General features: G+C 71.7%; 13 protein-coding genes. 8 read left to right on the forward strand and 5 right to left on the reverse strand.

Going from position 1 to position 11,110, the window contains the following annotated elements; genetic code table 11:
* Window positions 1–6: 6 nt before the first annotated feature.
* Window positions 7–477, reverse strand: coding sequence for an FBP domain-containing protein (locus tag D7W79_RS03215; RefSeq protein ID WP_120523849.1), 471 nt, complete (start codon window positions 475–477; stop codon window positions 7–9).
* Window positions 478–612: 135 nt separating this feature from the next.
* On the opposite strand from D7W79_RS03215, the gene D7W79_RS03220 reads away from it, so the two are divergent.
* The 3 genes from D7W79_RS03220 to trxA all read left to right on the forward strand — a co-directional run bounded on the left by D7W79_RS03220 (window position 613) and on the right by trxA (window position 2,976).
* Window positions 613–1,587 (forward strand): Ig-like domain-containing protein, encoded by a 975-nt coding sequence (locus D7W79_RS03220; RefSeq protein WP_120523850.1) that lies wholly within the window; start codon window positions 613–615, stop codon window positions 1,585–1,587.
* A 55-nt stretch (window positions 1,588–1,642) separates the two neighbouring features.
* The gene (locus tag D7W79_RS03225) at window positions 1,643–2,554 is read left to right on the forward strand and encodes a LysR family transcriptional regulator (RefSeq protein WP_120523851.1); all 912 of its coding nucleotides are present in this window, start codon (window positions 1,643–1,645) and stop codon (window positions 2,552–2,554) included.
* Window positions 2,555–2,649: 95 nt separating this feature from the next.
* A complete protein-coding gene (gene trxA, locus D7W79_RS03230) occupies window positions 2,650–2,976 on the forward strand; it encodes a thioredoxin (protein ID WP_120523852.1) in 327 nt (108 codons plus the stop codon).
* A 3-nt stretch (window positions 2,977–2,979) separates the two neighbouring features.
* Here trxA and D7W79_RS45630 read toward each other — a convergent pair whose 3' ends face one another.
* From D7W79_RS45630 to D7W79_RS03245, 3 genes are read right to left on the reverse strand one after another with little or no spacing between them, the layout of a single operon-like run.
* Window positions 2,980–4,818, reverse strand: a complete 1,839-nt coding sequence (locus D7W79_RS45630; RefSeq protein WP_120523853.1) for a DHHA1 domain-containing protein — start codon at window positions 4,816–4,818, stop codon at window positions 2,980–2,982.
* A gap of 10 nt (window positions 4,819–4,828) precedes the next feature.
* The gene (locus D7W79_RS03240; protein WP_171432969.1) at window positions 4,829–5,404 is read right to left on the reverse strand and encodes a TlpA family protein disulfide reductase; all 576 of its coding nucleotides are present in this window, start codon (window positions 5,402–5,404) and stop codon (window positions 4,829–4,831) included.
* Window positions 5,401–6,465 (reverse strand): CFI-box-CTERM domain-containing protein, encoded by a 1,065-nt coding sequence (locus tag D7W79_RS03245; RefSeq protein ID WP_120523854.1) that lies wholly within the window; start codon window positions 6,463–6,465, stop codon window positions 5,401–5,403. The genes D7W79_RS03240 and D7W79_RS03245 overlap by 4 nt, the downstream gene beginning before the upstream one ends.
* Before the next feature lie 113 nt (window positions 6,466–6,578).
* Between D7W79_RS03245 and D7W79_RS03250 the strand changes: the two genes are divergently transcribed.
* From D7W79_RS03250 to D7W79_RS03260, 3 genes are all read left to right on the forward strand, one after another.
* Window positions 6,579–6,878: a hypothetical protein gene (locus D7W79_RS03250; RefSeq protein ID WP_120523855.1), complete on the forward strand. Its 300-nt coding sequence runs from the start codon at window positions 6,579–6,581 to the stop codon at window positions 6,876–6,878.
* Window positions 6,879–6,994: 116 nt separating this feature from the next.
* Window positions 6,995–8,230 carry a S1C family serine protease gene (locus D7W79_RS03255; RefSeq protein ID WP_120523856.1) on the forward strand — a complete coding sequence of 412 codons (1,236 nt, stop codon included), beginning with the start codon at window positions 6,995–6,997 and terminating at the stop codon, window positions 8,228–8,230.
* Window positions 8,231–8,381: 151 nt separating this feature from the next.
* Window positions 8,382–8,651: a vegetative protein gene (locus D7W79_RS03260; protein ID WP_120523857.1), complete on the forward strand. Its 270-nt coding sequence runs from the start codon at window positions 8,382–8,384 to the stop codon at window positions 8,649–8,651.
* A 37-nt stretch (window positions 8,652–8,688) separates the two neighbouring features.
* On the opposite strand, the gene D7W79_RS03265 is transcribed toward D7W79_RS03260, so the two are convergent.
* The gene (locus tag D7W79_RS03265; RefSeq protein WP_120523858.1) at window positions 8,689–9,429 is read right to left on the reverse strand and encodes an RNA methyltransferase; all 741 of its coding nucleotides are present in this window, start codon (window positions 9,427–9,429) and stop codon (window positions 8,689–8,691) included.
* Between the two features lie 51 nt (window positions 9,430–9,480).
* Between D7W79_RS03265 and D7W79_RS03270 the strand changes: the two genes are divergently transcribed.
* Together D7W79_RS03270 and D7W79_RS03275 are read left to right on the forward strand one after the other, a co-directional pair.
* Complete coding sequence (locus tag D7W79_RS03270) at window positions 9,481–10,071, forward strand: hypothetical protein (protein ID WP_120523859.1); 591 nt, start codon at window positions 9,481–9,483, stop codon at window positions 10,069–10,071.
* A 78-nt stretch (window positions 10,072–10,149) separates the two neighbouring features.
* Entirely contained in the window at window positions 10,150–11,106 is a 957-nt protein-coding gene (locus D7W79_RS03275) for a phosphoribosylaminoimidazolesuccinocarboxamide synthase (RefSeq protein WP_120523860.1), read from the forward strand.
* Window positions 11,107–11,110 lie beyond the last annotated feature (4 nt).

Consider the following 11,110-nt stretch of genomic DNA (forward strand, 5'->3'; position numbering starts at 1 on the left):
CGCGCATCACTCGTCCGCCCCGGGCTCGTGACCCAACGCCTCGGCCGCGAAGCGCGCCATGCGCTGAATCAGCTGGGCGTTCTCGTCCAGGGTGCTGCGCCCGGCCCGGTCCGCCAGGGCCTCCAGCCGCTCACCGCAGCGCAGGTCCAGGCAGAGGTTCACGCCCACCCGGCGCTTCGAGTCGACATCCGTGGTGAGCAGGCCGATCTCCGCGTCCGTGGACGTCCAGCACCAGTCACACATCTTGGGCGCCAGGGTGGGGTCCCCCTGTTGATCCCTGCGGAAGGCGATGCCCGTGGGGTGCTTGCTCCCGGGCGCGACGAACACGAGGAAGACGCGCACCCCATAGGGATCCACCCACGCGAGGTAGTCCCGGACGAAGAGCGGGAGCCGGGTGCCCTTGGGCAGCTCGACGTACTTGCGATCCCTGGAGCGGAATGCGCGCAGCAACTCTTTCTCTGACTCGATTCGGAACATGGCGTTCTCTTCCCTGCCTGCCTTCCAGCGCACCCTCAACGTGCGTCAGCCTGCCTTGTCCATCCCCCCAGGACACTGGGTGGAAATGACCACCGCATACCAGCTTGGAAGGCACCCGTGTTCCGAGGTTCCCCCATGCACCTTCCCTTACGACTCGTGCTGCCCGTGCTGGTCATCGGGCTGGGAGGCATCGCCTGTGGCGATGAGGCTTCCCCCATCCCCAACACCGCTCCGACCGTCAGTGGTCCCACGGTGCAAGCGGCGAGCGTGACGTCCGGCACACCCGTCGCGATGACGCTGGAGGCGTCGGACGCGGACGGAGACGCGCTCACCTACACCTGGACGCAGCTGCCTGCCTCCCCAGCGGGCACCTTCGACGACCCCTCCGCGGCCCAGCCCTCCTGGACCGCGCCTGACGTGGACAGCACCCAGAGCTTCACGCTGAAGGTGAGCGTGAGCGACGGCAGGGGCGGCTCCAGCGAGGGCGCCATCGACGTCACCGTGCGCAAGACCAACCAGCCGCCCACCGTGAGCGTCACCGCGCCCACGTCGCTGGTGGCCGGAGCGATCGGCATGTTCAGCGTCACCGCGAGCGACCCGGATGGCGACCCGCTGACCTACGCGTGGACTCAGAGCGCTCCGAGCACACCGGGTACCTGGCTGGGCAGCACCACCGGCGAGAGCGCGCAGTGGTACTCGCCCGTCGTCGCGACCCAGACCGCGTTCACCTTCTCCGTGAGCGTCTCGGATGGCGTGGGCCTGCCCGTGGTGCGGACCGTCACCCTGCCCGTGTCGGTGCCCCGCTACGGCGCGGACGTCCAGGCCCTGTGGAACTCCGTGGAGTGCACGAAGTGTCACGGCAAGGCCGGCAACCTGAGCCTCGCGGCGGGCAGCAGCCACGCAAGCCTGATCAACGTCGCCGCCAGGGCTTGCGGCAGCCTCCAGCGCGTCACGCCCGGAGACCCGGACCACTCGGCGCTCATCCAGAAGATGGAGGGCACCGGGTGCGGAGACCGCATGCCGGCCAGCAAGCCGGAGTACTTCGATCAGCACCCGGGCCTGAACATCCTGGTCCGCTCGTGGATCCTCGCGGGTGCGGCCAACGACTGACGGCCTCGCGCGAGAGGCTCGCGCCCCTTCCGGCAGGGGCATAGGCTCAGCCCTCGTGGCCGCCCACCCGCCCCTGCTGGATGACATGGTCCTCTTCGCGGAGGTGGTGGCGACGGCCAGCATCACCTCCGCGGCGGAGCGCCTGGGCCTGCGCAAGTCCACGGTGAGCCGCCGGCTGGCGGCCCTGGAGGAGCGCCTGGGCATCCGGCTGCTCGAGCGCAACACGCGCAGACTCCGCCTCACCGAGGCGGGCCGCGAGTACCACGCGCACTGCGCACGGCTCGTCGCCGAGGCCCGCGAGGTGAACGCGGCCGTCAGCGAGTCGCGCGGCACGCCCCAGGGGACGCTGCGCATCGCCACGCTGTCCCTGCTGGGCGAATTGCTCACGCCCGTCATCGCCGAGCTGCTGCTGCACCAGCCCCGGCTGCGCGTGGAGGTGTCGCTCGCGCAGACGCACGTGGACCTCATCGCGGAGGAGTACGACCTGGCGCTGCGCACCGGCCCGCTCGCGGACTCGTCGCTGATGGCGCGCAGGCTGGGACGCCTGCGCACGGGCTACTACGCCAGCCCCAGCTACCTGAGCCGCCACGGCACGCCCCGGACACCCGAGGCGCTGACGGGCCACGAGTGCATCCTCCTGGCCGAGTCCGGCACCGACGAGGTGTGGTTCTTCGGCGAGGGCAGGAGCGCGCGCACGGTGCCGGTGACGGGCCGCCTGCGCGTGCCGAGCGAGCGCGCGGGCCAGGCGGCGGCGCGCGCGGGCCTGGGCATCGTGCGGCTCGCGGCCTCGCTGGTGGCGGACGACGTGCGCACGGGGCTGCTCGTCCCGGTGCTCGCGGCGGACACGCCCCCGGGCCTGCCCATCTTCGCCGTCTACCCGAGCCGCCGGCAGCTGCCCCTCAAGGTGCGCGCCTTCCTGAAGCTCCTGTCCGCGCGCGGCGCCGCGCTCCCGTGGGAAGAGGAATAGGGCTCCTGGCGGAACAATGCGTCCCGCGCGGGGTGCTCCTCCCCGCCCCCGCCCGCGGTTACATCCCCTGGACACGCAGCGCAGGGAGGATGGACATGGCTGGCAACGTCATTGAATTGGGCGACGCGGAGTTCCAACGCGAGGTGCTGGAGTCGCAGGAGCCGGTGCTGGTGGACTTCACCGCCACCTGGTGCCCGCCGTGCCGGGTCATCGCGCCGGTCATCGACACGCTGGCCGCCGAGTACAAGGGCCGGATGAAGATGGTGAAGCTCAACGTGGATGACCACCCGAGGACGCCCGAGCAGTACGGCATCCGGGCCATGCCCACCCTGCTGTTCTTCAAGGGCGGGAAGGTGGTGAAGCAGGTCGTGGGCGCCGTGCCGAAGGCGAAGCTGGAGGAGGCCGTGCGCCAGGTGCTCTGACGCTCAGCCGACGCCGCCGGACGGCACCGGCCCGGCCAGCCGCGACTCCACGAAGCGCCGGGTCGCGGTGAGCGCCGCGTCGATGCCGTCCGCGCGCGACCCGCCACCCCAGGCCACCTCCGGGGAGCCGCCGCCCTTGCCGTCCACGCAGGGTGCCGCCTGGGCCATGAGCTGGCCCGCGTCCACGCCCCGGCCCCGGAGCGCCTCGCTCGCGGCCGTCACCAGCACCACCTTGCCGCCGCGCGTGGCGGTGAGCACCACGCCCACGCTGCCCGCCGCCTGCCGCAGCGCCTCCACCAGCGCCTTGAGGTGCGGGGCCGGAGCCTCGCCCAGGTGCGCGGCGACGAGCGACGTGTCCCCCCAGCGCGCCGCGTCCTGGAGCAGCTGGCGGGCCTGGTCCTCGGGCGGCACGCTCATGGGCGCCGCGGCCTGCACGGGCTTGCGGCGCGCCTCCTGCTCCAGCCGCGTCAGCCGCTCGCGCAGGGCCACCACGCGGGGCATGGGCTGCGGCCAGTTGTGCAGCGTCTGCGACAGCGGCGAAAGCGCCTGCAGCCGGACCTCGCCCTCCAGCCGGGCCGCGGCCTCCACCGCCGCCTCCAGCCCGTCCACCTGCTCGCGCAGGGCCCGGGCCGCTTCGCGCGGCGTCTGGCCCGTGGGCGGCGTGAAGGGCAGCGTCAGCGGGCCGAAGCCGACGGCCGCATCCCCGTCGATCTTCTTCAGCATCGCGTTCGCGGCGGGCCGCACCCCGCCGTTGACGTAGCGCTGCAGCGTGCGCCACGCGTACTGGCGGAAGCCCGACAGGTGCTTCACGTGGAAGGCCGACCACCGGGGCACCGGCTGCGAGCCGCGCAGGCTCTTGAACGGATCCGAGCCCGGCCCCAGCTCGATGGTGAGCCCCACCTCCAGCGCGTCCTGCATCAGCCGGTGCACCAGTCCGCGGTACAGCCCCAGCTCCTGTGGCAGCGCCAGGTCGTAGCCGAACATGGGGGACCAGACGACGTCCTGGCTGGTGTGGGTGGCGTAGAAGCCATCCACGCGCCCGTCCTTCACCGCGAGCTTGTACTGGAAGATCCCCTCGCGCAGCGTCCACGCGAAGAGCTCCTCCGTGTAGTCCAGCGTGGAGTGGTACTTGTCCGCGTTGAGCGACCGGTACAGCTCCCGCAGCCGCGGCGCGCAGTCCGGCATCTCCCGCCCGTCCACGATGCGGTAGCCCGCGGCCTCCAGCAGCCGCCCGTCGCGGCGCCGGTTCTCGCGCACCTGCCGGCTGACGTCCTGCGTGGGCAGCGTCATGCGCGTGTGCGCCGCGTACACGAAGCCGTAGTCCCGCGCGGCCAGCGTGTTGAGCAGGGGCGACGCGCTCGCCGGGTTGATGGCGGGGAACACGATGGCGTGTCCGGGGAACTGCTCCACCAGGAAGGCGGTGAGGCGCTCCACCTGCGCTTCATCAAGGCTCACGTGCAGGTTGCGCAGCACCAGCCAGTGGTCCACGTAGACGCACTTGTCGATGCGCGCCGCCTTCAGCATCGCGCCCAGCGTCCGCATGACCCCGCGCATCACCACCGCGCGCGCCGCGCCATACGTCTCCGCCGTCACCGCCGCCACCGGCAGGCCGATGTAGCGCACCCACGTCGAGTGCAGCGGCGAGTTGTCGTACTCCGCGTCGTTGATGGCCAGCGGGATGCGCAGGTCGTCCATCGCCACCAGCCGCAGGGTGGTGCGGTCGCTGAGGAAGGTGGTGCTGCCGCGCTTCATCAGCGGGACGAAGTAGTCGCGCGCGAGCCGCGCTTGCGGCGTCTCCGGCCAGGAGCACGCGTCGACGGTGTCCGCGTCGTAGAGGGTCATGCCCTCCAGTCTAGCGCTTGAGGGCGCGCTCGATGCGGCGGCGAAGGCCGTCCTCGGACAGCATGCCGCGCTGCGCGTCGATGACCTTGCCGTCCCGGTCCAGGAAGTAGAGCGTGGGCAGCGCGTTCACCTGGAAGGCCCGCGCCACGGTGTCGTCCGCGTACACGACGTAGGGCCGCAGCTCCGGCTGGAAGCGCTGGAGGAAGTAGTCCACCTCCTGCGGGGCCGTCGCGCCGTCGTCCCGGCTGGCCGCCACGAAGACGAGCCCCTGGGACTCGTACTCCTTGGCCAGCTTCACCAGCGAGGGCATCTCCTCGCGGCACGGCGGACACCAGGTCGCCCAGAAGTCGAGCATCACCACCCGACCCTTCAGGTCCGACAGCGCCAGCGACCCGCCCGCGTGCTTCGTCATCTCGAAGGACGGCGGCGCGGCCCCGTCCGGCACCAGCCGTGCCCGCTGCGCCTCGCGCACGCCCAGGAACGCCAGCGCCGCCAGGCCCAGCACCGCCACCACCGCCAACGCCGTCTTGGCCTTGTCCCCGCGCGCGCCCGGCGGCGTGCCTTCCGTCCCAGCCTGCAGTGTCATCCGCGTTCCCTTCGTGTCAGGCGGCCGTGCACCCGCGTCAGGGCCCAGCGCACCCCGGCCTTCACCCGCGGCCGGCGCACCACCCACGCCGCCAGCGGAGGGCCCCAGTGATAGTACCCGTCGATGAACCCCTGGCCGAGCCGGCTCTTCCTGAGCACGTCGTCCCGGAAGGCCCGGAAGGCCACCAGCTCCGGCGCCCCCTCGCCAAAGGCGGCCGTCACCACGAAGCACGACGACGCGGGGCTCACCCACATCAGCTTCCCGTTGGTGAGGTTCACCACGGCCTTCAGCTCGCGCTGCTCCGTGTAGAGGAAGGCCAGCAGGTCGCGCCGGGCCGCGGGGAACTCCTGCCCGGACGCCTCCTCGAAGTCGATGCGCGTGGTGACGGCGCTGCCCACCTCGTCCACCGTGAAGCGGTAGCGCTTGGAGCTGCGCCGGTGCTCCACCTCCAGCGCCCGCAGCTCCCCGAAGTAGGCCAGGAAGGGCACCCGGCACGCCGGGCAGACGAAGCGGTGGTAGGCGTGCGTCGGGATGAAGGCGTAGTCCCCCATGCGCTTGCAGCCCGTGTTGGGGCAGACGAGCTTCACCGTCGCCTGGGGCGCGTTGCGCGGGTCGTAGCGGGACTGGCCGCTTCCCTTGTCGAACACCGGCGGCGGCCGCGACGGCTGCCCCACCATCTGCCGGGTGGGGTGCGCGGCCCGCTCCAGTTCCTGGGCCCGGCGCCACGCCAGCTCCGCCGCCTCCAGCCGGCCGTCCGCGGTGTGCACCAGCGCCTCCGCGTGCGCGCGCAGGGCCGCCACCAGCCGGTCCACCAGCGGCGACACCGCCGGCTCCCGGGCCACCGCGAAGGCCTCCGCCAGCACCCGCTCCATCTCCGGCAGCAGCGCCTGGGCCGCCTTGCGCGACGGGTCCTCCGCGCGCCGGTACACCGGGGGCTCCGGCAGTTTCGCGAACAAGGCCGAGGCCTGGGCCCGCACGCGCTCCAGCGCCGCGTCCCCCCGCCCCACGTCCAATCCCGCCGCCCGCGTCTGGGCGGCCCTGATGAGTTCTTCGGGCTGCAAGCCCGTGGACCTTAAGGGTCCCCAGGCCCCCTGTCAGCGACTCCCGAACCCCGTGTCAGGAAACTCGCCATGCGACCGGGGTCGATGTAAGACGACGTAGGAGGATGTGAATCATGGGCGTGTTGAAGTTCCTGGTCTGGACGACCTGCGCGGTGGGTCTGGGCGTCTTCCTGGCGCGGGGCAACGTGGATGGCCGCTCCCCGCTGGAGCACCTGGAGCGCACCTGGAAGCGTTCGGTGAACCCTTCCGCGATGGACAGGGTGAAGGGCAGCGTGGAGGGCGCGCTGGAGGACGCGAAGGATGCCGTGTCCCAGAAGTCCGCCAACGCCCCGGGCAACACCCCGGGCCCGCGCGAGCGCATCACCGCCGAGGACCGGGCGGCCATCAACAACATCATCGCCAAGAAGAAGTAGGCGACGTCGCGCCACGGGGCCGGTTGCTGATCGCAGGCCTCCCCCTTCCGCCCGCCGTGCCCCGTGCCTAGGTTGCGCCGGGGCGTTGGGTTGGACGGTGGTGGAGAGGCGGGCCCATGGGTTGGACGCAGGTCGGGGGCGTCATCAGGGTGGCGGTGCTGGCGTGCGCGCTGGGAGCAGCAGGCAGCGCCGGAGCACGGACACCCGACAAGCTGTGGCTGGAGGCGCGCAACCGCGCCGTCTCCCGGCAGCACTCCAACATCAGTGACGTGGCCCGCAAGGCCATGCCGGCCGTGGTGTCCATCACCACGCGCCAGGACAGCGCGGAGGTGGCCCCCGGCGAGGAGCCCCAGCGCGGCATCGGCTCCGGGTTCATCATCCATCCGGACGGCTACATCCTCACCAGCGCGCACGTGGTGGACGGGGCCTCGGAGGTCTCCATCTCCATCCGCAGCGCGAACGGCTACGTGGAGGAGTTCCCCGCCACGGTGGTGGGTGAGGACGAGCGCACGGACTGCGCGCTCCTCAAGGTGGACGCGCCCCGGAAGCTGCCGGTGCTGAAGCTGGCGTCCGCGTCCCACGTGGGCATCGCGGACTGGGTGGTCGTCATCGGCAACCCGTTCGGGCTGGCGCACTCCGTGACGGTGGGCGTGGTGAGCTACCTGGGCCGCACGGACGTGACGCCCAACGGCCGCGACGGCGACTTCGACTACGTGCAGATTGACGCCTCCATCAACCCGGGCAACTCCGGCGGGCCGGTGCTGGACCTGCACGGCGACGTGGTGGCGGTGGCCAACGCCGTCAACGTGTCCGGCCAGGGCATCGGGTTCGCCATCCCCATCGACATCGCGAAGACGGTGATTCCGCAGCTGAAGACGCACGGGCGCATGCGCCGGGGGTGGATGGGCATCAGCGTGCAGGACTTCTCCCCGGAGGTGGCGCAGGCGTTCAACCTGAACCCGCGCGGCCGGGGCGTGGTGGTGACGGACGTGGTGGACGACGGCCCCGCGGCCCGCGCCGGCCTGCGCACGGGCGACATCATCCTGAACATGGACCGGCTGTCCGTGGAGCGGGCGCACACCCTGCGCTGGCAGGTGGCCGCGCGCGGCGTGGGCCAGCACATCCGGCTCAACCTGCGCCGGCTGGGCCGCCCCATGACGGTGAAGGTGAAGCTGGAGGACCTGCCCCTGGTGGAGGCCCCGCCCTCCACGCTGGCGGCCGGAAGCGCGCCGGGCGAGCGCGCCGCCGGGGCCCGCTCCGTCCTGGAGGAGCTGCTCTCCCCGGTGCCTCGAACCCCGGCCAGCCAGTCGGGCGGCATTCCCAAGGCCGATGACGGCCTGGCCGCCCCCTGACGGCTGGGCCCTCCGGGGCCCCGCAGGGTCTCCAGGCTCCTTGCGTTCCGCGAAACCCGGCGATACACCGTCCGCCTTCACATCGTGGCGGATCCACCCCCAGGTGGCGCCGCGGGTCTTCCAAGCATCGATTCGCAGGAGAGTCCGTACCATGGCCGAGGCCACCCAGACGACGAAGCTCACCCATTGGCCGCGTACCGCCAAGGGCAGCGGCAAGAAGGCGTGCACCGTGGAGGGCTGCAAGCGCCCCTACCGCGCGAAGAGCTACTGCTTCTTCCACTTCAAGAAGTGGCGCCAGGGCGAGCTGCCCCACTCGCGCTACCGCGTGTGCTCCAAGCCGGAGTGCCGCATCAAGGTGCTGAAGGGCGGCCTGTGCGAGAAGCACTACGCCGAGACCTACAAGAAGGACGCGGCGGCCTAAGTCGCCCCGGCTGTTCCGTGTGGCGCCGGCCCCCCGCCTACCCGCGGGAGGTCCCCGGCGCCACCGCGCGGCCCAGATGCTTGAAGGCGTTGAGCCACAGCTCCGCCTCCCGCTGGGTCAGCCGCGCACGCATCAACGTCCGCTCCAGCTCATGCAGCACGTGCTCCGGCGCCTGCGGGTTGAGGAAGTCCGCCGCCAGCATCGCCGCGCGCATGCGCCCGCTCAGCGCGTTGAGCGTCCCCAGCCGCGCGCCGGGCTCCTCCTCCGGGGGCGGCACTGGCGCGTCCGTCAGCCCCTGCCGGTGGCAGAGGTACAGGAGCACCGCGGAGGACTGCGCCAGGTTCATGGACGGCTGCACGTCCGACGTGGGGATGACCAGCAGGTCCTGGCAGTGGGTGAGGTCCTCGTCGGACAGCCCCCGCTGCTCACCGCCGAACAAGAGCGCCACCCGCCCCCGCGTGCTCTCCTCCGCCAGCCGACGCGCTGCGTCCTCCGGGGTCAGCGGGGTGCGCTTCTCCACCTGGGTGCGCGACGTGGTGCCCACCACGTACACGCAGTCCTCCAGGGCCTCCGCCAGGGTGGGGACGACGCGCATGCCCGAAAGGATGTGGCCGCCCTTCACGGCCATCTTCTCCGCGGCACTGAAGTCCTGGACCACGGGTTCCGAGAGGATGAGTCGCTCGAAACCGAAGTTCGCCATGACCCGGCAGACCGCCCCCAGGTTGTCGGGTGAACGGGTCTGATGAAGGACGACAGTCAGCTCCGCACCTGGACGCATGCCCCGGAGTTTAGCTGGTGGTGCGTCCGCGTGATCGGTATATTCCCGCTGATGCGTCGCTGGGTCCCTGGCTTGCTTCTGTCGCTGTCGCTCCTCACCACCGCGTGCGGTGGCGCGGGCACGCCCGTGCGTCCGTCGCTCACGGCGCGGCAGGCGCTGAGCAGCTCGCCGGAAGTGGTGGAGTTCGAGTCCCCGGCCGTCCGGCTGGAGCTCTTCCGGGACATCGCCCGCCAGTCGGAGCAGGAGGCCGGGCAGTCCGCGCAGGGCGTCGCCCTCTTCCCCATCATCCAGGGCAACGAGTTCGTCGCGGTGCCGGGCTTCGAGTCCCGCGCGGACCTGCTCCAGCCGCCGGACGCGGGCAGCGGCCTCCAGTTCGTCTTCGACGCGCGGACGGGTGACCGTTGGCCGGAGGACCGGCGGGAGAGCCTGCAGGGCCTGTCGGAGCGCGAGGCCGCGGAGCTGGTGGCGCGCACGCTGCTGGCGCTCTGGGACATCCAGCCGGAGGGCGCGGTGCAGGTGGACCGTGCCGCGGGCGCGCCGTACGCGGTCGCCTACGTGGACGGCATCCTGCGGATCAACCCGGCGTTCCTCTATCTGGCATCCGCCTACGGTCCTGCTTCCATGGCGGCGGGCCTCCAGTAGAGTCGCGCGCCTCATGAGCTGGCCCCGCTCCCGCCGCCTTCCGGCGGTCAGTGGCCGGGGCCGCGAGGCGCCTCCGACGTGAACACCTCCGCCCTCCACGCGCAACTCACCCACACGCTTCGCCAGACGGACCTGCCGTCGCTCGGCACGCCCTACAAGGGCAAGGTTCGCGACACGTACCGCAAGGGCGACACGCTCATCCTCGTGACGAGCGACCGCCTCTCCGCGTTCGACCACGTGCTCACCACCATCCCCTTCAAGGGCGAGGTGCTGAACCGCCTGGCGGCCTTCTGGTTCGACCGCACGAAGCACATCGTCCCCAACCACGTCCTGGACGTGCCCGACGCGAACGTCACCGTGGCGCGCGCCTGCCAGCCCTTCTCCGTGGAGGTGGTGGTGCGCGGCTACCTCACGGGCAGCCTGTGGCGCGACTACGAGAAGGGCACGCACACCGCCTACGGGGTGCCCTTCGCGCAGGGCCTGCGCAAGGACAGCGCCTTCGAAGCGCCCATCCTCACCCCGTCCACCAAGGCCGAGTACGGCAAGCACGACGAGCCCATCTCCGAGGCGGAGATCCTGTCGCGCGGGCTGGCCACGCCGTGCGACTGGGCCCGCATCACGGAGGCCGCCCGGGGCCTGTTCCTGGAGGGCCAGAAGTGGGCGCGCACGCGCGGCCTCATCCTGGTGGATACGAAGTACGAGTTCGGGAAGGTGGGCGACGAGCTCTTCGTCATCGACGAGATGCACACCCCGGACTCCAGCCGCTACTGGGTGGCGGACGAGTACGAGGCGCGCTTCGCCAAGGGCGAGGACCAGAAGATGCTGGACAAGGAGAACATCCGCCAGTGGCTCATCCGCGAGCGGAACTTCTCCGGCCACGGCGCGCTGCCCGCGATTCCCGACGACGTGCGCGTGGACCTGGCCACCAAGTACGTGGCCGCCTACGAGCGCATCACCGGCACGTCGCTCGCGCTGACGCCGGGCGACGTGCACTCGCGCATCGAACAGAACCTGCGGGCGAAGGGCTACCTCTAGCCCC

Source organism: Corallococcus exercitus, from assembly GCF_003611585.1.
Lineage (GTDB): Bacteria > Myxococcota > Myxococcia > Myxococcales > Myxococcaceae > Corallococcus > Corallococcus exercitus.

Coding starts and splice junctions, on each gene's coding strand:
- D7W79_RS45630 (WP_120523853.1), bottom strand. CDS start 4,818: ATGACCCTCTACGACGCGGACACCGTCGACGCGTGCTCCTGGCCGGAG.
- D7W79_RS03255 (WP_120523856.1), top strand. CDS start 6,995: ATGGGTTGGACGCAGGTCGGGGGCGTCATCAGGGTGGCGGTGCTGGCG.
- D7W79_RS03250 (WP_120523855.1), top strand. CDS start 6,579: ATGGGCGTGTTGAAGTTCCTGGTCTGGACGACCTGCGCGGTGGGTCTG.
- D7W79_RS03220 (WP_120523850.1), top strand. CDS start 613: ATGCACCTTCCCTTACGACTCGTGCTGCCCGTGCTGGTCATCGGGCTG.
- D7W79_RS03240 (WP_171432969.1), bottom strand. CDS start 5,404: ATGACACTGCAGGCTGGGACGGAAGGCACGCCGCCGGGCGCGCGCGGG.
- D7W79_RS03260 (WP_120523857.1), top strand. CDS start 8,382: ATGGCCGAGGCCACCCAGACGACGAAGCTCACCCATTGGCCGCGTACC.
- D7W79_RS03270 (WP_120523859.1), top strand. CDS start 9,481: ATGCGTCGCTGGGTCCCTGGCTTGCTTCTGTCGCTGTCGCTCCTCACC.
- D7W79_RS03215 (WP_120523849.1), bottom strand. CDS start 477: ATGTTCCGAATCGAGTCAGAGAAAGAGTTGCTGCGCGCATTCCGCTCC.
- trxA (WP_120523852.1), top strand. CDS start 2,650: ATGGCTGGCAACGTCATTGAATTGGGCGACGCGGAGTTCCAACGCGAG.
- D7W79_RS03265 (WP_120523858.1), bottom strand. CDS start 9,429: ATGCGTCCAGGTGCGGAGCTGACTGTCGTCCTTCATCAGACCCGTTCA.